This window comes from Rhizobium lentis, assembly GCF_014200175.1.
Lineage (GTDB): Bacteria > Pseudomonadota > Alphaproteobacteria > Rhizobiales > Rhizobiaceae > Rhizobium > Rhizobium mulingense.
Map to the genome: position 1 here is coordinate 223,886 of NZ_JACHBD010000004.1, position 19,425 is coordinate 243,310.

At 60.7% G+C, this 19,425-nt stretch carries 17 protein-coding genes and 5 tRNA genes; 11 read left to right on the top strand and 11 right to left on the bottom strand.

Features of this window, described 5'->3' with window-relative positions:
* Positions 1–331 precede the first annotated feature (331 nt).
* Positions 332–2,164 carry a M10 family metallopeptidase C-terminal domain-containing protein gene (locus tag GGI60_RS11695; protein WP_183915857.1) on the top strand — a complete coding sequence of 611 codons (1,833 nt, stop codon included), beginning with the start codon at positions 332–334 and terminating at the stop codon, positions 2,162–2,164.
* A gap of 121 nt (positions 2,165–2,285) precedes the next feature.
* Positions 2,286–2,417 carry a hypothetical protein gene (locus tag GGI60_RS32465; protein ID WP_281414015.1) on the top strand — a complete coding sequence of 44 codons (132 nt, stop codon included), beginning with the start codon at positions 2,286–2,288 and terminating at the stop codon, positions 2,415–2,417.
* Positions 2,418–2,647: 230 nt separating this feature from the next.
* Here GGI60_RS32465 and GGI60_RS11700 read toward each other — a convergent pair whose 3' ends face one another.
* Positions 2,648–2,995 carry a YciI family protein gene (locus GGI60_RS11700; RefSeq protein ID WP_183915859.1) on the bottom strand — a complete coding sequence of 116 codons (348 nt, stop codon included), beginning with the start codon at positions 2,993–2,995 and terminating at the stop codon, positions 2,648–2,650.
* Between the two features lie 392 nt (positions 2,996–3,387).
* On the opposite strand from GGI60_RS11700, the gene GGI60_RS11705 reads away from it, so the two are divergent.
* The gene (locus GGI60_RS11705; protein ID WP_183915861.1) at positions 3,388–3,822 is read left to right on the top strand and encodes a hypothetical protein; all 435 of its coding nucleotides are present in this window, start codon (positions 3,388–3,390) and stop codon (positions 3,820–3,822) included.
* A 242-nt stretch (positions 3,823–4,064) separates the two neighbouring features.
* On the opposite strand, the gene GGI60_RS11710 is transcribed toward GGI60_RS11705, so the two are convergent.
* A tRNA-Arg gene (locus tag GGI60_RS11710) sits at positions 4,065–4,141 on the bottom strand.
* 57 nt (positions 4,142–4,198) lie between these two features.
* Entirely contained in the window at positions 4,199–4,504 is a 306-nt protein-coding gene (locus GGI60_RS11715; RefSeq protein WP_183916301.1) for an ETC complex I subunit, read from the bottom strand.
* A gap of 626 nt (positions 4,505–5,130) precedes the next feature.
* On the opposite strand from GGI60_RS11715, the gene GGI60_RS11720 reads away from it, so the two are divergent.
* Positions 5,131–5,207: transfer RNA gene (locus GGI60_RS11720), tRNA-Pro, on the top strand.
* 70 nt (positions 5,208–5,277) lie between these two features.
* Here the strand turns inward: GGI60_RS11720 and GGI60_RS11725 are convergent.
* The gene (locus GGI60_RS11725; RefSeq protein ID WP_183915863.1) at positions 5,278–5,760 is read right to left on the bottom strand and encodes a DUF192 domain-containing protein; all 483 of its coding nucleotides are present in this window, start codon (positions 5,758–5,760) and stop codon (positions 5,278–5,280) included.
* 1 nt (position 5,761) lies between these two features.
* Positions 5,762–6,340, bottom strand: coding sequence for a cold-shock protein (locus GGI60_RS11730; protein WP_004675946.1), 579 nt, complete (start codon positions 6,338–6,340; stop codon positions 5,762–5,764).
* Positions 6,341–6,535: 195 nt separating this feature from the next.
* Here GGI60_RS11730 and gloA point away from each other — a divergent pair, with 195 nt between their 5' ends.
* From gloA to GGI60_RS11755, 5 genes are all read left to right on the top strand, one after another.
* Positions 6,536–6,976 (top strand): lactoylglutathione lyase, encoded by a 441-nt coding sequence (gene gloA / locus GGI60_RS11735; RefSeq protein ID WP_183915865.1) that lies wholly within the window; start codon positions 6,536–6,538, stop codon positions 6,974–6,976.
* A 166-nt stretch (positions 6,977–7,142) separates the two neighbouring features.
* Positions 7,143–8,213, top strand: coding sequence for a D-Ala-D-Ala carboxypeptidase family metallohydrolase (locus GGI60_RS11740; RefSeq protein ID WP_183915867.1), 1,071 nt, complete (start codon positions 7,143–7,145; stop codon positions 8,211–8,213).
* A 198-nt stretch (positions 8,214–8,411) separates the two neighbouring features.
* Positions 8,412–8,486: transfer RNA gene (locus tag GGI60_RS11745), tRNA-Glu, on the top strand.
* Between the two features lie 74 nt (positions 8,487–8,560).
* A tRNA-Glu gene (locus GGI60_RS11750) sits at positions 8,561–8,635 on the top strand.
* Positions 8,636–8,915: 280 nt separating this feature from the next.
* Positions 8,916–8,990, top strand: a tRNA-Glu gene (locus GGI60_RS11755).
* Positions 8,991–9,037: 47 nt separating this feature from the next.
* Here GGI60_RS11755 and recJ read toward each other — a convergent pair.
* The 5 genes from recJ to GGI60_RS11780 all read right to left on the bottom strand — a co-directional run bounded on the left by recJ (position 9,038) and on the right by GGI60_RS11780 (position 14,661).
* Entirely contained in the window at positions 9,038–10,840 is a 1,803-nt protein-coding gene (recJ, locus tag GGI60_RS11760; protein WP_183915869.1) for a single-stranded-DNA-specific exonuclease RecJ, read from the bottom strand.
* 79 nt (positions 10,841–10,919) lie between these two features.
* Positions 10,920–11,165: a hypothetical protein gene (locus GGI60_RS11765; protein ID WP_183915871.1), complete on the bottom strand. Its 246-nt coding sequence runs from the start codon at positions 11,163–11,165 to the stop codon at positions 10,920–10,922.
* Between the two features lie 255 nt (positions 11,166–11,420).
* Positions 11,421–12,746, bottom strand: a complete 1,326-nt coding sequence (locus tag GGI60_RS11770; RefSeq protein ID WP_183915873.1) for a homoserine dehydrogenase — start codon at positions 12,744–12,746, stop codon at positions 11,421–11,423.
* 61 nt (positions 12,747–12,807) lie between these two features.
* Complete coding sequence (locus GGI60_RS11775) at positions 12,808–14,025, bottom strand: LL-diaminopimelate aminotransferase (RefSeq protein WP_064683553.1); 1,218 nt, start codon at positions 14,023–14,025, stop codon at positions 12,808–12,810.
* A 222-nt stretch (positions 14,026–14,247) separates the two neighbouring features.
* The gene (locus tag GGI60_RS11780) at positions 14,248–14,661 is read right to left on the bottom strand and encodes a hypothetical protein (RefSeq protein ID WP_183915875.1); all 414 of its coding nucleotides are present in this window, start codon (positions 14,659–14,661) and stop codon (positions 14,248–14,250) included.
* A gap of 149 nt (positions 14,662–14,810) precedes the next feature.
* Here GGI60_RS11780 and GGI60_RS11785 point away from each other — a divergent pair, with 149 nt between their 5' ends.
* Positions 14,811–16,676 (top strand): PHA/PHB synthase family protein, encoded by a 1,866-nt coding sequence (locus tag GGI60_RS11785; protein WP_409527256.1) that lies wholly within the window; start codon positions 14,811–14,813, stop codon positions 16,674–16,676.
* A 209-nt stretch (positions 16,677–16,885) separates the two neighbouring features.
* Entirely contained in the window at positions 16,886–18,229 is a 1,344-nt protein-coding gene (locus tag GGI60_RS11790; RefSeq protein ID WP_183915877.1) for a DUF2778 domain-containing protein, read from the top strand.
* A gap of 32 nt (positions 18,230–18,261) precedes the next feature.
* Here GGI60_RS11790 and GGI60_RS11795 read toward each other — a convergent pair whose 3' ends face one another.
* Complete coding sequence (locus GGI60_RS11795; RefSeq protein WP_183915879.1) at positions 18,262–19,419, bottom strand: pyridoxal phosphate-dependent aminotransferase; 1,158 nt, start codon at positions 19,417–19,419, stop codon at positions 18,262–18,264.
* Positions 19,420–19,425: the final 6 nt, after the last annotated feature.

A 19,425-nucleotide genomic window follows, 5' to 3' on the forward strand; every position in this document is an offset into this window, starting at 1 on the left:
CTGTGGCCGGAGGAATCCGCTCGCGCCCACCAAATTTTTGTAATGTTTTCAATCCGAGCATGCCGCTATAGTTGCAGAAAGAATAATTCGCGGTGTGCGGGATAGAAATACTGCCACAATTTCAGCGACTCAAAATTCCGCAAATATTTCAAATTGTAACTCCGGAGTGATCGGAACATTATGGCAGCAATATGGCCATACTTCTCAAGTACTTACTGCCCCGATGCTGTTGCACTTCCCCGGGATGACGTCTTATAACCCGCGCCGTAACGGCTGATTAGCTAGAAAATATTAACTGACAAACACAACGTCAGAGTTGAGGAACAGGACTATGACAACATACTACGTATCGGCGAGCAGCAGCGGCGGCAACGGCACTGCCACTTCTCCCTTTCACACGATCGGTCAGGCGATGGCGGCGGACCTTAAGCCCGGCGACGAGGTCGTGGTGAAGCCCGGGACCTACAATGAGAGCATCAACTTCGATAAGGACGGCTCGGCGGCAGGCGACATCACGCTGCGCTCGGAAGTGCCCGGCGCAGCGCTGATCCGGCCGCCCGCGGGCTCGTGGAACGCGATCAGTGTCAACGCCAACCACGTGGTCATCGACGGCTTTGACATCGGCGGCGCCGCCGGCGACGGCATCGAAGCGAACGGTGTCCACCACGTCCAGATCCTCAATAACAAGGTCCACGGCAACGGGGAGTCGGGCATCCAGTTCAACCAGTCGGACTTCATCCACGTCGAAGGCAACGAGACCTACAACAATGCGTCGTCGGGCTGGTTCTCGGGCATCTCGCTCTACCAGAACCGGAACATCACCGGTGATACCTCGACGGACGGCTACCGGAACATCGTGCGCGACAACATCTCCCATGACAACGTCACGAAGTCGGGTGCGCACACCGATGGTAACGGTATCATCATCGACGATTTCCAGAGCACGCAGACGAGTGGTCATCCGAACTACACATTCAAGACCCTGGTCGACAACAACCTTGTCTACGAGAACGGCGGCAAAGGCATCCAGGTTACCTGGAGCGACTCCGTCACTGTGTCGAACAACACCGCATACCACAACAACCAGGACCCGCAGAATGACGGCACCTGGCGCGGCGAGCTCAGCAACTCGGCGTCGAGCAACAACACCTGGGTCAACAACATTAGCGTAGCCGACCCATCGCTGAATAAGAACAACACTGCGATCGATAACACGTCAACCGGCGGCTACACCAACAACAACGTCGTCTGGGCCAACAACATCACCTATAACGGCACGGCCGGCCAGGCCTCGGTCAAGACCGACGGCGGCAACGCGATGCCGAGCACGGCGAACGGCAACAAGCTTGGCGTCGACCCGCATTTCGTGAATGCATCGAACGGCGACTTCCACCTCGCCTCGGGCTCGGCGGCAATCGACAGCGGAACCACCAAGTACGGCGTCGACTCGGTCGACCTGGACGGCGACGCCCGCGTCGTTGGAACTATCGATATGGGTGCCTACGAATCGGGCTCCGCCCCGGTATCGGGAACGCCAACCACGCCGACGCAACCGACCGCGCCAACCACGCCGACAGAGCCGACAGCGCCCACCGCGCCTACAGCGCCGACCGCGCCCACCGCGCCCACCGCGCCGACAGCGCCGACCGCGCCGACCGCGCCGACCACATCGACGAAGGTATACACCGGCACCAGTGGTAACGACTACCTGCCACACACCGGCCAGTCCAACGGCGGTAACGAAACCTACAAGGGTCTCGGCGGCAATGACGTGTTGAAGGGCGGCGCTGGCTCGGACATCCTCATTGGTGGTACCGGAAAGGACATCATGAGCGGTGGCACCAGCTCGGATACGTTTAGCTTCAAGGCACCGACGGAGACCGGGTCCGGCTGGGCCCGCGACCTCATCACCGACTTCCAGCATGGCGTCGATAAGATCGACGTCTCGGCGATCGATGCGAATGGCTCTGCGCTGGGCGATGCAGCCTTCCATTTCCAGGCACAGGAGAATGCCTTGTTCGACAAGAAGGCTGGCGCGCTCGCGTGGCACTATGAGGACGACCACACCGTTATCCAGGCCGATTTGAACGGCGACGGCGTTCATGACTTCGAGATTCAGCTGAAGGGCCACGTCCAGCTGGGGGCAGGCGATTTTCTCCTGTAACAATGCCGTTGCGGCGGTCGTCCGACCGCCGCAACAATCGTGCCAACAATCCGGAAATAAGTCGACGGCGGAGTAAAATCCGCCCACACGGCGCGCAAACCTCGGTTGCTGGAGCGCGTGGATGAGCAAGCTGGGAGGGCGTAACCCGAGCAGCGATGCCATCCGCGCGCTGCGATTTTTTGGCGGGTTTCAAGCGGCCTATCTGAGGTTCCAGGTGCTCGACGTGGACGGCGATGTGGATGGGAGGGCTTAAGCTGCGTTTTCTTCGTAGGCGCGATTTTGCTCGCGCGTTGCGCGTGCGATACCGTGGACCTGGCTTCATTCTTGCGAAATTTCGGCCACGCGACGCTGGCGATCTCGCTTCGGCATCCGCTCACTCGGCTTGTGAACGGCCATAACCAGTTCTTCCAGCAACGAGCTGGCCTACCTAACTCGAATGGCGGTCGCTGGCGGAGCGCGAGCATAAATGGGCCGAGTTCTAATCTAAAAGCCGGCGGTCTCACGCACTTCGATCGCCCCCATCCGAGCGAGCGAGTCCCGCTCCGCGATCTCCATTGCCTCCGCAAGGTTCTTCGCTTCGATGAGCAGGAAGCCACCCAAATGCTCCTTGGTCTCTGCGAAGGGCCCGTCGGTCCAACTCGCCTTGCCGGCGCGAATGCGCAATGTCTTTGCGGTCTTTGGGTCGGCAAGAGCGTTGGAGGTGAGATAGTGGCCCGAACGTTGGAGTTCTTCATTGGAAGCTAAGGACTCCCGGTCAATCTCGGCCCATTCCTCCTTGCTGGCGGCATCAACAAGTGTTTGATCGATGTAGAAGAGACAAAGGTAGCGCATCCGGTTCCTCCATGGTGCTGTCGATGTTAGTCGCAGTTGAACACCGCGATTCGACAAAGAGCAAAAATGCTGCCAGTTCAGCTTATCCGGTGAGAGTTGCTTGCTGCTCTCCGATCTTTCCAGTGGAGATCTCTGGTAGGCTCCAACCCGATTTCACGGAGAAGGCGAGTCAAACCGCGAGAGCTCGCTCAAGCTTCGGCGATACTTTCGCTGATGCTTCAGCAGCATCAAAACGGCGTGCAAAGTGCCCACTGCACTGGGGTGCAGCAACTGTAGTTCGACTTGTTCGGAATGCTTAGTGGCAGCCATACTTGTCTCTCCTTTGACTGGCTCAAGGCGCTCCGTCTTAATCGAACAGGGACAGACGAAATCGACACGCTGGTTTCAGGAGATTGATCCGCATCACGCTCATCGTAACCGACGTGCGGGTTCAGCGGCTGCAGCATATCAGCGGTACGGACGCGATAGCGGAGGACGCCGAGATCACCGGCGAGCTGACAATGACCGGCACAATGGTCAAGGTTGTGTCAGGCACATACTTTTCACCCGTCGTTTGGTATCATCGTCTTTGGAACGAGATCAACGGCGCCGGCGTGGGAATGCAACCCCTGGATCGTCGCCTACACGTTTACCGTCCATCGCCTGAACATCGACGCCATGTCGAAGGAGGCCTCATGACCTTCGTCAAAGCCCACGAGCGCCGCCCGCCTGCCAAATCGGCCGAATACATCGCTGCCCACATGGTCCTGATTACGCGCACCGAGCAATGCATAGCCTTCGCCCGCCGTCACGGCGTCGAACTGGTCGATGTCGACGATGAGAGCTGAAGACCCCGATCCCCGAGCCTGTCCACGGCCCGGGTCGCAAGCCCCTCGTTCAAATAGCGGGGCAACTGCTCGTTTTGGCTGGCGAAGCGATTCCATGGCCAACCATTAACGCGCAAAGCCGACAAGCGTAAGCTCGCTTTATCGGGCGCTGCGAAACTGAACGAGAACATCCTAACCCTGAAAACAAATCCAATGAGGGTTTGCGCCTAAAACAAGGCGAATACAGATACTTGAAAAATTGATGGCGACCCCTGCAGGAATCGAACCTGCGACAACCTGCTTAGAAGGCAGGTGCTCTATCCAGCTGAGCTAAGGGGCCGTCTGCTGGCCGCGTTTACGAAGCGCGACCGGATGCGGCATATGTGGACGAGAAATCTCAATGCGTCCAGGGCTGCGTGCGGGTATAGCGGAAATTATCCGGATAGGCCACGACCTGGCGCGCCGGGTCCTTCGGGGCGATGACGCGATATTCGATGCCGTTGCGCTGGGCATAGGCTTCGGCAAGCGCCTGCGTTTCAAAGGTGAGTTTTACCTGCTGGTGCATATCGCCCGAGGAGGTGTAGCCCATGATCGGATCGATCTTGCGGGGGGACTCCTGATCGAATTCAAGCACCCAGAGATGGGTCTTGGCCTTGCCGGACTGCATGGCGGTCTTAGCAGGACGATAGATCTTTGCAGGCATGACTGCGGCATCTCCGAATATGCGGGGACAGCGCCCGCCTTTCATGGTCTCAATCCCGTCGCCGGGCCTCGCTTCGTCGCCAAGGATGGCGCGAAGAGATGAATTTTGCTTATCCGCGAATCCCTGCCTTTTCAAGAAAAAAGGCGGTGCGCGACGCGCTGCCGCTTCCATGCCGATAATGAGGCGATGCCGCCGATACGGATATCGGCGGACAGCGCCGCCGCGGATATTCTTCTGATTTCGGCCGAGTTGCGCAATATTACCGATTGTCTCATGTTGTGATCGCAACTCGATTGCCGCGGCCGACCCTCCGCAGTAATTACAGCTCAATAAATTCAGTGGATTTGCACTCATGACGAGACGTCCGGCGGAGCTCAATGCCATAGTGATAGGGGCTGCCATTACGGCTTTCTTCTACCTTGCCATCAGCTACGCTCAATATATCGGCCTTCTCGAACACGGCTGAGCAGCCTCCCCCTGGCCGTCGAGCCGCGCCCGGCAGAGCCGACTTGCGGCCCATCAAGATTTTTCCGTATGCATCGAGATATCGCGCGCGAATCTTCGGCGGGAGCTGGATTTATGGGTTGCGAGCGCGAGGTGAACCGTGTATCTCCCCGCCCACGGCACGGAGTGTAGCGCAGTCTGGTAGCGCATCTGGTTTGGGACCAGAGGGTCGGGAGTTCGAATCTCTCCACTCCGACCATTCAATTCCCTGACATTCTTTAATCTTTGACAGGCGCATCGTGGCCCGCATTGTTGGAACGTGAGCGCGCTTACTTCGTCTTTGTCGTCGTGGCGCTCATGATCCTGTCGCCCACCTTGATCCCCAATTTGCGGACAATGCCGGCATTGAGTTCAACGACGTATTTCACCGGGCTCATCGAATCGATGATGTCGCGCGAATAGGGCGTTGCGTTTTCCTTGATGTGGCGGATCGTGCCGGCATTGTCGGCAAAGAGCATGTCGAGCGGCAGGATGGTGTTTTCCATCCACATGGCGACGCGCCGCGGCTCGCCGAAATCGAAGATCATGCCGGCGTCATCGGCCATCGTTTTGCGGAACATCAGTCCATGGGCGCGCTGGTCGGCGGTTACCGCGACCTCAACGGTGAAATGCAGCGTCTTGCCGGCGGCGGTCTGGATGAGCAGCGGCTCCTTGTCGAACCGCATCGACTCCTCAGCCAGGGCCGGCAGGGCGACCAAGAAAAAAAGCGCCGTGACGGCGCTTCTGATCGCATGAAAGACGAGATCTCGCATCTCAATGCGACCGGCTTGCCGGGCTCGGAATATCGGGGTGAATTTCTGCGGCCATCAGGCCCTTTTCGCCATCGCCGAAGCGGACGAGAACCACCTGGCCGGGGCGCAGCTCGGTGAGGCCGAAACGGCGAAGCGTTTCCATATGCACGAAGATGTCTTCCGTGCCCTCGCCGCGCGTCAGGAAGCCGAAGCCCTTGGTGCGGTTGAACCACTTGACGAGCGCGCGCTCGAGCCCACTGGTCGCGGTGACCTGCACATGGGTGCGGACCGGCGGCAGCTGCGAGGGATGAACCGCGGTCGACTGATCCATCGAAAGGATCTTGAAAGCCTGGTAGCCGCGCTCGCGGCGTTGGATAAGGGCAACGATCCGCGTTCCCTCGAGGATCGTCTGGTAACCGTCGCGGCGCAAGCAGGTCACGTGCAGGAGAACATCCTGCATGCCATTGTCCGGTACGATGAAGCCGAAGCCCTTGGCGACGTCGAACCACTTGACGACCCCGGTGATTTCAACAAGATCGACCGTCTCTGACGACAGCTCGTCGAGATCGGTGTATTCGTTCGATGAAATCCTATCAGCCATAGTCGCCAGCCCCTCGAATACGCGTCACACTGTTACGGTTAACTGATTCTTGAAATCAAGATTAACATCTTGGTAACGGATAAGCGCAAGTCCTAGTTTTCGGTTATTCCCAGCTGCACATTTTATCATGTTGACTTGCCCGAAGCTGACCACGGCTTGCCGATAAGGGCCAGCCCCAATAAAGGAGTAGATAGAATGCGTTATCTCCACACCATGGTTCGCGTCAAAGACCTGAACGCTTCGCTTGCCTTTTATACCACGCTGTTCGGTCTGGAGGAGATTCGCCGCCACGAAAACGAGAAGGGCCGTTTCACCCTGGTTTTCCTGGCTGCCCGCGACGATCTCGAGCGTGCGCGCAGCGAAAAAGCTCCCTGCCTCGAGCTTACCTACAACTGGGATACCGAGGATTACAGCGGCGGACGCAACTTCGGCCATCTCGCCTATGAAGTCGACGACATCTATGCAATCTGCCAGAAGCTGATGGACAACGGCATCACCATCAACCGGCCGCCCCGCGACGGTAACATGGCCTTCGTGCGCTCGCCCGACGGCATCTCGATCGAAATCCTGCAGAAGGGAAGCCCGCTTCCAGCCACTGAGCCCTGGGCTTCCATGGGCAATACCGGCGCCTGGTAAGGGTTTTTGCCGCAAGGCTTTTGCGAAGCTTGCGGCTTTTGCGATTTCGGATCCGGCCGGCGCCTTGGCGCTTGCCGCGACCCGGCCCTGCAGGCAAGCTCCAGCTGACTCGACGCGGAAGATGGCGATTTTCGGCCGTTTTCCGCATCAACTGGAGACCGGTGGCTTGCGTAACAATGAGATGCGAATGCCTGTAACGGGCGCTTTGCTGATCGCCACCTCGTTGCTGGCGTTGTCTGGCTGCGCGTCGAACAAGAAGGCGCTCGATTCAGCTGCCGCGCTTCCGGTGGCTCCGGCAACCGCGGCCGCAGAGCCCCAGCTTGGCGCGACAGCGCCCGCGAAATCTGCGCCGCGACATACCGACCCCCGGCTCGTGAATGTCTCCGGCGCCCAGGCCACACCCCAGGGCATGGCGCCGGATCCGAATGCCGCCGTTCCGCCGGCCGATACGGCAATGGCAGCGCCTGCCAATATCGGCGGGCTGGTCATGCAGTCGACACGGATCAACGCGCAGGCGATGAGCATCTTTTCGGATCACCAGCCGCCGCCGCAAAACAACAGCACGTCCACCATCATCCAGCCGCAAGCCTATGCGCCGACGCAAGGCGTGGCACCGACAAGAAGCAGCGTCTACAGCCAGCCTGCCGTGCCTGCACAGCAGGCGGCGCCGGTGCTGCCGCAGCAATCCTCGGAGAACTCCGGCACGCAGCCTCTGCCCGTTCAGACCGCGTCGCTGGCGACAGGCGGCATTCCGGCAGCAACGACGAACGCGCTCTACAGCGCGCCGAAGCAGAACCTGCTCGGCAGCCTCTCCGGCCTTCTGCACAAGGCTGCCCTGCCCGGCATGACGCGTGTCGCGCCGAACGGGCTGCACGTCCAGAACGATCATGTCGAGGTCGGCTGCTTCAAGCCCGACCTGTTGAAAGTGCTCAAAACGGTCGAAAACCACTTCGGCCGGCCTGTCACCGTCACCTCAGGCTACCGCGACGAAGAACATAACCGCCTGGTCGGCGGCGCTGACGAATCGATGCACAAGAGCTGCGAGGCCGCCGACATCCAGATCGACGGCGTCTCGAAATGGGATATCGCCGCCTATATCCGCTCCTTGCCAGATCGCGGCGGCGTGGGCACCTATTGCCACACGGATTCCGTTCATCTCGACACCGGCAAGAGCCGCGACTGGAACTGGGGCTGCGGCGGCAAACGCGCGCCCATGACGACCGCCAGGGCAATCTGATATCGCGCGCGTGAAACGGCGTCACGTTACGTCAACCCGGTTTGCCGCGCTTCCGACAAGCCATACAAGCCGTTGATTCGTCAGCGGTAATCTCCAATGCTGGCGCCCCGAAAATATCTGTCGTTTTTTTGAAAAAAAACGAATTTGCCGCTTGCGGCTTTTGAAGGTGCTGACTATAAGGGCGCCACCACGAAGGAAGCGCCCTTCGTCTATCGGTTAGGACACCAGATTTTCATTCTGGGAAGAGGGGTTCGACTCCCCTAGGGCGTGCCACTCTCTCGACATCGAGACCATCGCATCTGCTTGCAGAAGCCATCGTGCGCTCCTATTTTAACAAAAACCGGCCTGCGCCCTTCGTCTATCGGTTAGGACGACAGATTCTCATTCTGTAAAGAGGGGTTCGACTCCCCTAGGGCGTACCACATTCGGGCTATACCCTTCCTATGGCGAAGGCGCGTCGCATTAAATCTGATTCATCGAGGAGGCAGCTCGCTCCGATGTCGCAAGGCGTCGCGTAGAGCTCTTGTCGTGGGCGCGTAACGCTGCCGGACGATCCGCCAGGCTTGAATTCTTCCGGTCCGCCATACCGTTCGCCACGATTTTCCACAGCCACAAAAAAATCGGCGAAAACGATGATTTTTTCGCGTCTTGGCGCTTGCGGCTTTTGAAGGTGCTGACTATAAGGGCGCCACCACGAAGGAAGCGCCCTTCGTCTATCGGTTAGGACACCAGATTTTCATTCTGGGAAGAGGGGTTCGACTCCCCTAGGGCGTGCCACTTTCTTCCCGTCGAATTCCTCATCATCAGCCTGTTTGCGCCGCCTTCTATTTTGCCGGCGCGGCATCGCAGACGCGCAACTGGATGCGGCGGGCGCCCTGGTAATGCTCGGCGCCGAGCGTACCCGCCACATGCAGGCTGGCGCCGCGTGAATTGACGAGAAGATTGCCGAGCGCCGTATCGGCGGCGCGGAAGGCGATTCCATCGAGCCGCGACCCGTCCATTGCCTCCAGCGTCACCTTCACATGTTTCTCACCGACCAGGCGGGCGTCGCGCACGCGGTGCGCCGGCACGGCAAAGAGCGGCTGGGCGTGGCCGGAGCCATAGGGGCCGGCCGCCTCCAGGCGGTCGATCAGCTCGAGCGTGGCGCCGCTGGCGCCGATCGCCCCGTCGATCTTCAGCATCTCGGTGGCGACGAGGTTCGCCACCGTCCTTGCCGCCTTTTCGGTGAAGAAGGTCCTGAGCCTGCCGAGATCGGCGCGCTCGACGGTCAGCCCCGCAGCCATGGCGTGGCCGCCGCCCTTGACGAGCAGCCCCTCGTCGACCGCCGCCCGCACCATTCTGCCCATGTCGAAGCCGTTGATGGAGCGGCCGGAGCCGGTGCCGCGGCCGGAGGGATCGAAGGCGATCGCGAAGGCCGGCCGTTTGAACTTTTCCTTCAGCCGCGCCGCGATCAGCCCAACGATGCCGGGATGCCACTTCTCATGGGCGGTGACGATGACGGAGGCGCCCTCACCGTCGCCATATTCGGCGAGCGCCTCAGCTTCCGCCTCCTGCAGCATCATGGCCTCCATCGCCTGCCGCTCGCGATTGAGCTCGTCGAGGCGCTGGGCGATCATTTCAGCTTCGCCGGCATCGTCGAGCGTCAACAGGCGGCTTCCGAGTGCTGCATCGCCGATTCGTCCGCCGGCATTGATGCGCGGGCCGATCAGGAAGCCGAAATGATAGGGTGTCACCGGGCCGGCGAGCCCAGCCTTGCGGAAGAGTGCGGCTAGCCCGGCATTGCTCTGGTGGCGGGCGGCGACCAGCCCCTTGACCACATAGGCGCGGTTGAGCCCCTTCAGCGGCACGACATCGCAGACGGTCGCAAGCGCGACGATATCCAGCCATTGCAACAGGTCGATGGCCAGGATGCGCTTATTGCCGGCCGCGCGCAGCAGCCTCAGCGTCGCCACCAGCACCATGAAGACGACGCCCGCCGCGCAAAGATGCCCCTGCCCCGACAGATCGTCTTCACGGTTCGGATTGACAAGCGCATGGCAGGGCGGCAGCTCATGTGTCACCTGGTGGTGATCGATAACCACGACATCGATATTGCGCGCGGCAGCAGCCGCAAGCGCCTCGTGACTGGTGGATCCGCAATCGACGGTGACGATCAGCCGCGCGCCATTGTCGATCAGCTGGCTGATCGCCGCCGGATTGGGGCCGTAACCTTCAAAGATCCGGTCGGGGATGTAGATATTCGCCTTGACGCCGAAATGGCTGAGAAAGCGGAACATCAGCGCGGATGAAGCCGCGCCGTCGACATCGTAGTCGCCGAAAATCGCCACGCTCTCGCCCCTCTCGATCGCGCGCATGAGGCGGGACGCCGCCTTCTCGCAATCGGTCAGCGTGTGGGGATCGGGCATCAGGCTGCGGATTGTCGGATCGAGAAATTCGATCGCCTCGTCCACCGGGACGCCGCGCCCGGCGAGAACGCGAGCGATCAGATCCGGCAGCCCGTGAACCTGCGACATGGCGAGTGCCCGATTCTGACCGGCCTGATCAAGCCGAGCCACCCAGCGATTATCGAGCGCGGATTTCTCCACCCCGAGAAACGCGCGCTGTACCGGATCGACTAGATCTGCCATGCCAAACTCCGCTGATGTCATCTGTTTTTTTACAGGAGCAGCGGAGATAACATAGCGATGGACTTGCAGACACGGATTTTTACCAGAAGATCGCCCAGACGATCATGGCGATGCCGCCGATCTGGACGAGCAAGAACGAAAACAGCGTCAGCAGAATGGCCCAGTTGCGGCCTTCCGTATGTTCGTCGTCAAGCGCCTCGTCGTGACTCTCTTCACGAATGTCACGGCGTACCGGCTTGAGGATGTCTGCAAACATCTCAGGGCGGGCTGGCGGCACCTTGCTCGGGCTGCCATGCTCTTTTCCGGCGTGGCTGTCCTTGCTCATGAAATGCTCCACGCCGACGACTCACCATTTATGGTTTTATTTATATCAATATTTCGGCGGTTGGTAATATAGACTTCCGTAAGGGGAGTCTGAACAATTGACAGAAAAAACCGCCCTGTCCAGAGACAGGGCGCCTCATACTCCGAGCGGGAAATGCCTAGAGCGCCGTACCTTCATTTCGGACGCACAAAGCACGCGCCAACACTCTGAATCTACGCATCGCGCTTTCCGAAAATCGATTCTCGTGCGGATGCGCTAGGCTTCTTCTTTCGGCCGTTCGATACGGATGACCTGCGGCTCGCCGAACAGATAGCCTTCCGACTTTATCGAGGCGATGGCCTTGCGCACCGATTCCTCCATCGTCGCATGGGTGACCAGAATGATCGTCTGGTGATGGGACGGCGCCAGATGCTGCTTGGAGCGTTGGACGATCGATTCGAGCGAAATGTGGTTTTCGGCCATGCGGGTTGCGACGCTCGCAAAGACGCCGGTGCGGTCGAGCACAGTCAGGCGGATGAAATAGCCGCCTTCGTGGCTCTGCATCTGCGCCTTGCGATAGGGCTCCAGCGCCTTTGCAGGATGGCCGAGCACCGGCACGCGCTGGGCGCCCGGCTGGCTTTTGGCGATATCGGCAATGTCGCCGAGCACAGACGAGGCGGTGGCATTGCCGCCGGCGCCGGGACCGACCATCAGCAGCTCGCCGAGCACATCGGATTCGATCGCCACCGCATTGGTGACGCCGTCGACCTGGGCAATGACCGAATCGACCGGCACCATGGTTGGGTGCACGCGCTGCTCGATGCCGGTATCGGTGCGCTGGGCAACGCCCAGGAGCTTGATGCGATAACCGAGTTCGGCGGCGGCGTGGATATCCTCGATCGAGATGTTGGTGATGCCTTCGAGATAGATGTCGTCGGCCGCGATGCGGTTGCCGAAGGCGAGCGTCGTCAGGATAGCAAGCTTGTGGGCGGTATCGTTGCCTTCGATATCGAAGGCGGGATCGGCCTCGGCATAACCCAGCCGCTGCGCTTCCTTGAGGCATTCGGCGAAGGAAAGCCCTTCCTTCTCCATCTTGGTCAGGATGTAATTGCAGGTGCCGTTCATAATGCCGTAGATGCGAGAAACGGCATTGCCCGTCAGCGATTCGCGCAGCGCCTTGATGACGGGAATGCCGCCGGCGACCGCCGCTTCGAAATTCAGGAGCGATCCCTTCTCTTCCGCGATCGTCGCAAGCTCGACGCCGTGATAGGCAAGCAACGCCTTGTTGGCTGTCACCACGTGGAGACCACGCTGCAGTGCCGTGCGAACCGAAACGTTGGCCGCCCCTTCGGCGCCGCCCATCAGCTCGACGAAAACGTCGATGTCGCCCTTTTCGGCAAGCTCTTCCGGCCGGTCGAACCAGGTCACAGCGGAAAGATCGACGCCGCGGTCTCTCGCTTTGTCACGCGCGGAGACCGCCGTGATGATGATCGGACGCCCGCAGGTGACGGCAAGCTCGTTGCTCTTCTGCTGAATGATGCGGACAAGCGAGGCGCCAACGGTGCCCAAGCCCGCAATGCCGATTTTGAGGGCATCTGCCATGGATCGATCCTGAAATGTCTGTGTGGCGGCAGCCGCGGAAAGCGGCTGCCGAGAGTTGAGATTAGCGGTGTGCGTTAAGCGAAATGACGTTATGCATCGTTTCGTCCGCCGTCGACATGAACTTCTTGATGTTGCGCGCAGCCTGGCGGATGCGGTGTTCGTTCTCGACAAGCGCCAGACGGACGTAGTCGTCGCCCATCTCGCCGAAGCCGATACCCGGGGCAACGGCGACGTCGGCCTTCTCGACCAAGAGCTTGGAGAATTCCAGCGAACCGAGATGACGGAACTTTTCGGGGATTTTCGCCCAGGCAAACATCGTCGCAGCCGGCGGCGGCACGTCGAAGCCGGCCTTGCCGAAGCTTTCGACCATGACGTCACGCCGGCGTTTATAGACGTTGCGGACTTCGGCAATGTCGGAGCCGTCACCGTTCAGCGCGTGGGTCGCCGCTACCTGTATCGGCGTGAAGGCGCCGTAGTCGAGATAGGATTTGACGCGGGTGAGCGCAGCGATCAGCCGCTCGTTGCCGACGGCGAAGCCCATGCGCCAGCCGGGCATGGAGAAGGTCTTCGACATCGAGGTGAACTCGACGGTCACATCCATCGCGCCCGGCACTTCGAGAACCGACGGCGGCGGGGCGCCGTCGAAGTAGATCTCCGAATAGGCAAGGTCGGAGAGCACGATGATGTCGTGCTTCTTGGCGAAAGCGATGACGTCCTTATAGAAATCGAGCGTCGCGACGAGGGCGGTCGGGTTCGAGGGGTAGTTGAGGATTAGCGCCAGGGGCTTCGGGATCGAATGCCGGACGGCGCGCTCGAGCGGCGGGAAAAAGCTCTCATCCGGCTCAACCGACATCGAACGGATCACGCCGCCCGCCATCAGGAACCCGAAGGCGTGGATCGGATAGGTCGGGTTCGGGCAGAGGATGACGTCACCGGGCGCGGTGATCGCCTGCGCCATATTGGCGAAGCCTTCCTTGGAGCCCAGGGTGGCGACCACCTGCGTATCCGGGTTGAGCTTGACGCCGAAACGGCGGGCATAATAGGCGGCCTGGGCGCGGCGCAGGCCCGGAATGCCCTTGGAGGACGAATAACGGTGGGTGCGCGGGTCCTGCACGACCTCGCACAGCTTGTCGACGATCGCCTGGGGGGTGGGAAGGTCAGGGTTTCCCATGCCGAGATCGATGATATCGGCGCCGCCCGCTCGCGCGCTTGCTTTCAAACGATTGACCTGTTCGAAAACATAAGGCGGCAAACGCCGGACTTTGTGAAACTCTTCCATTTCATTCCCCATGGAAAGGCGGCATTTTGGGCCGCAGTCGAAGTTCGTTCCGTCTCCCGGCGGCTGCGACACGAACTTCAACAATCGCAGCGCCGTATTCATCACACCCAAGCCGCGCGGCAAATCTTTGACGAAAAGGCCGCGCAAAGCGCATTATCAGGAAAATTGCATCTTCCGATCCTTGCCGAAGGCTTTGCGTCCAAATTGCCTGAAAGGCAAGGTCTATTTGGAGATTTCGGAGAGCGTCTGCTCGCCGTGCTCGGCGGCCAGACGGCGCATTTCGGTGACCTTGGCCTGATATTCGGCTTCCGAGATCGTGCCGGCATTGCGTCGGGCGGCAAGCGCGGTCAGCTGATGCTGCAGTTCGGCGGCCTGCTCGTCGCTCATCTGGACGTTGGCGGCCGTCAGCGGCGCGCCGAAATTCGGATAGCCGTCCGGCGACTTCGCAAGGCCGCCTTCGACCGCCTCGCCCTTGCTGGCCGGCATGACGACGGCGGTCGGCGCCGCTCGCTTGGCAGCGGCCGCGGCCTTCTCCTCCGCCGTCAGATTGCATCCCGCAAGGGCCATCGCCGCCGCGGCGCAAATCAATGCGGTGCGGTTGAAGGTTGCGATGCGCCGGATGCCGTTCTTCGTCATGCCTCAAAATCCAGTTCTGACTGCTTCGACTGTTAAATTTGTCGCAGCCACAAAGCAATAGCACGAGCCGATGCGGGTGGAACTTGTTTTCTCGTTCGGTCACGATGTACAACGAAGAGATAAAAAGGGTGCTGCCGCCGGAGGAAATGGTGACCGACAGCAAGCAGGAGAGTGGCAGCCAGAAAAATGGCGGCAAGACCGGTTTCGACGCAACCGATCTCGATCCCTATGTGCTGAAGGATCCCGAGACCATGGCGATGAATTTCGCCCGGGCGCTCGAAAATCTCGGGCAAGCCGCTTCGGCTTGGCTTGCGCCGCGCGAACGCGGCGAGATCACCGAAACCGCCATCGATCCGATGGCCGACATGGTCAAGACGCTGTCAAAAGTCAGCGAATACTGGATTTCCGATCCCCGCCGCACCTTCGAGGCGCAGACGCAGCTGATGTCTTCGTTCTTCGGCATTTGGATGCGCTCGATGCAGCGCATGCAAAGCATGAGCGGACTGCAGGGCGAGCCCCTGCCGCCCGAGCCCGACACCCGTAAGGACAAGCGCTTCTCCGACGAGGACTGGGAGAAGAATCCGTTCTTCGATTTTCTGCGCCAGGTCTATTTCGTTACATCAGACTGGGTGGAGAAGCTGGTGTCGGAGACCGACGGCCTGGACGAGCATACCAAGCACAAGGCCGGCTTCTACGTGAAGCAGATCACGGCAGCGCTGTCGCCGAGCAACTTCATCCCCACCAATCCGCAGCTCTATCGCGAGACGATTGCCAGCAACGGCGAAAACCTGGTGCGCGGGATGAAGATGCTCGCGGAGGACATCGCCGCCGGCCACGGCGAGCTTCGCCTTCGCCAGACGGACATGACGAAATTCGCTGTCGGCCGCGACATGGCGCTGACGCCGGGCAAGGTAATCGCCCAGAACGACATCTGCCAGATTATCCAGTACGAGGCGTCGACCGAGACAGTGCTGAAGCGGCCGCTGCTAATCTGCCCGCCCTGGATCAACAAATTCTATATTCTCGACCTCAACCCGCAGAAATCCTTCATCAAATGGTGCGTCGACCAGGGTCAGACCGTCTTCGTGATTTCCTGGGTCAACCCGGATGCGCGCCACGCCGAAAAGGACTGGGCGGCCTATGCCCGCGAAGGCATCGATTTCGCGCTCGACACAATCGAGAAGGCAACCGGCGAGAAGGAGGTCAATGCCGTCGGCTACTGCGTCGGCGGCACGCTGCTGGCGGCAACGCTGGCGCTGCACGCCAAGGAGAAGAACAAACGCATCAAGACGGCTACGCTCTTCACCACCCAGGTCGACTTCACCCCTGCCGGCGACCTGAAGGTCTTCGTCGACGAGGAGCAGCTTGCCGCGCTCGAAGAGCATATGAAATCGGCCGGTTATCTCGACGGCTCGAAGATGTCGATGGCCTTCAACATGCTGCGCGCTTCCGAGCTGATCTGGCCCTATTTCGTCAACAGCTACCTCAAGGGCCAGGAGCCCCTGCCCTTCGACCTGTTGTTCTGGAACGCCGATTCAACCCGCATGGCGGCGGCAAATCATGCCTTCTATTTGCGCAACTGCTATCTTCGCAATGCGCTGACGCAGAACGAAATGATCCTCGACGGCAAGCCCGTGTCGCTGAAGGACGTGAAGATCCCGATCTATAATCTCGCCACCCGCGAGGACCACATCGCGCCTGCCAAATCCGTCTTCCTCGGCAGCCGGTTCTTCGGCGGCAATGTGGAATTCGTCGTCACCGGTTCGGGACACATCGCCGGCGTCGTCAACCCGCCCGACAAGAAGAAGTACCAATTCTGGACGGGCGGCCCGGCCAAGGGCGAGTACGAAACCTGGCTCGAGCAGGCGACCGAGACGCCGGGATCGTGGTGGCCGCATTGGCGGGCCTGGATCGAGACGCATGACGGCAGACGCGTTGCGGCGCGCAAACCCGGCGGCGATGCGCTGAATGCGATCGAGGAAGCGCCGGGAAGTTACGTGATGGAACGCGTCTGACAAAGGCCGAACGCATCTCTTTTTGAGACGCCATGAGAAAGTACGGCGGTCGCGTAAACAAATTAGAAACCATAATTCGTCATCCTTGCGAAACAGTCGGATGTCGCAAGCGGTCTAAATTCGGCCCATTTGCGCCATTACCGGCCCCGGCGAAGTGTAGTCAGTCAGTGCCGCCGGCCTGCGTAGCGAGTTTGAAAGACGAGTTCAGTATGGCGTTTGCGGTCGGGGCGTTTGATGGCGCCACCTCTCTTGAAGGATCTGCTTTTCGTTTGCGCAGATCTCGCGGCTTTCTTTACGGCGTCGTCGGCGCCGGACTTCTGACCTCGACATGGTTGATCGCGACCTTCGCGACAATGCATTCGATCGGCGCGCCCGTTTCCGCGTCCGAGAGCTTCACGCACCTTGCGTCGGCCCCGAAGCTCAAGCCGGCGACGTCCCACGAACGACTGATCCATGTCGGCAAAGCCGACCGGCTGGCCGCCTTCAATGCCAAGCCGGTCGTTGCCCTGACGGCTCATCTCATCCAATCGCATGCGCAAAAGACCAATGCTGCCGCATCGGCATCGGTGGCGCTTGCAAAGAATCGTCTTGTCACCCCTGCCGAACCGCCGGTCGCCGTTGCCGCGGCAACACCTTCCGACACCGCGAAATTCGTCAAGGACGATATCGTCACGCCGCCGGTCGAGCTCGCCCGCGCGGAGGCCGAAGAGAACGAGGACGACCGGATCATCATTCCTTCCAAGGAAGCCGTCGCAGCCGTTGAACTTCCTGCCCTGCTCGCCCTTGCCGATGCCGGGCCGCAGCAGATCGCGCCAGCCCCGGTCGAGCCGGCCGCACCCGCCTTCAAGACGGCGTCGCTGCCGCAGGAAAAGCCTGCGCCCGTGGAAGTTGCCGAGGCCGAAGAACAGCAGCCCTTCGATCTCGTGCTGGCGCCGGATGCCGGTTCCGTGCCGCTGCCGATGGCGCGCCCGGACGGCCTGATCGGCAAACCGGCCCCAGGCTCCAAGGAGGCGCAGCGTTCCGCCGCGCCCGTCCTTGCCTATGCCAAGCCGAACGCGCTGATCGACGACGATGAGGACGACGCAGTCCCGCGTTACGACAAGCCGGTCTTCTCGCCGAAGCTGCGCGCAGGCGTCGCCATCTACGATATCGAAAACAGCACCGTCTACCTGCCGAACGGCGAGCGGCTGGAGGCCCATTCCGGCCTCGGCAAGATGCGCGACAATCCGCGCTACGCCAACAAGAAGATGCGCGGACCGACGCCGCCGCACACCTACGTCCTCACCATGCGCGAGGCCCTGTTTCACGGCGTCGAAGCATTGCGGCTGACGCCGGTCGAGGGCTCGGACGCCATATATGACCGGGTCGGCCTGCTCGCCCATACCTACATGCTCGGCAAGAACGGCGATTCCAACGGCTGCGTCTCCTTCAGGGATTACAAGCGCTTCCTGGCCGCCTACAAGCGCGGCGAGATCAAGCAGCTTGTGGTCGTGCCGCGGCTGAACAACAAGCCGGCATCGACGCTTGCCTCGCTGTTTTCATCGCGCAGCTGATGGATAAGCAGGCGAGCGGCCACCCATAAACGCTACTTCAACAAGCCAGCGACTCGCTCCACCGCCTCGGCGATCTCTGCCTGCGAACCCGCGTAAGACAAACGCAGGGTGCGATGTCCCTCCAGCGGATCGAAGTCCAGCCCGGGGGTTGCGGCGACGTTGATCTCGGCGAGCATCCGCTTGGCAAAGCCCATACTATCATTGGTGAAGCGGGAGACATCGAGATAGGCGTAGAAGGCGCCGTCCATCGGCGAAGCCGGCGTAAGGCCAATCTTCGGCAGGCGGTCGAGCAGCAGGTCGCGGTTGGCGGCGTAACTTGCCTTGACGCGATCGAGCTCGTCGCTTGCGCCAAGAGCGGCCGTGGCGGCGATCTGGGAGAGTTCGGGCGGGGAGATGTAGAGGCTCTGCGCCACCCGCTCGATCGGCCGCACCAGGCGCTCGGGCAGCACCATCCAGCCGATTCGCCAGCCGGTCATGCAATAATATTTGGAGAAAGAGTTGATGACGATCGCCTCGTCGGTCAGTTCGAGCGCGCTCGCCTCCTCGCCGGCAAAGGTCAGCCCGTGGTAGATTTCATCGGAAATGAAGGCGATGGAATGGGTCGCGCAGTAATCCGAAAGCGCCTTCAGCCCCTCGCGGCCCGTCACCGTGCCGGTCGGGTTGGCGGGGCTTGCGAGCAGCACACCCTTCAGTCTGACACCGCTTTTTTTCTGCACCGCCTCAAGGCTCTCGGGGGTAAGGGTGAAATGGGTCTCGGCCGTTACCGGCACCTCGACGACCTTCAGACCCAGGGCGCCAAGGATATTGCGATAGGCGGGATAACCCGGTCTTGCAATCGCCACCGCATCGCCGGGATCGAAGAGGGAGAGAAAGGCGAGATTGAAGCCGGCCGAGGAACCTGTGGTGACGGCAATGCGCGCCGGATCGATCTCCAGGCCGTGGCGATCCTGGTAATGCCAGGCAAGTGCCGATTTCAGCCGCGCCGTTCCCAGCGCGTCGGTGTAACCAATCCGGCCTTCGGCAAGGGCTTCGCGCGCCGCTTGGAGGGCCGCCTGAGGGGCTGGATGCGAGGGTTGACCGACCGCCATCGAGATGACGGGATGTCCGGCCGCACGCCGCTTCGTCGCCTCCGCCAGCACGTCCATGGCATGAAAAGGCTCGACTTCGCTGCGTTTGGATATGGAAAACAAGATCGT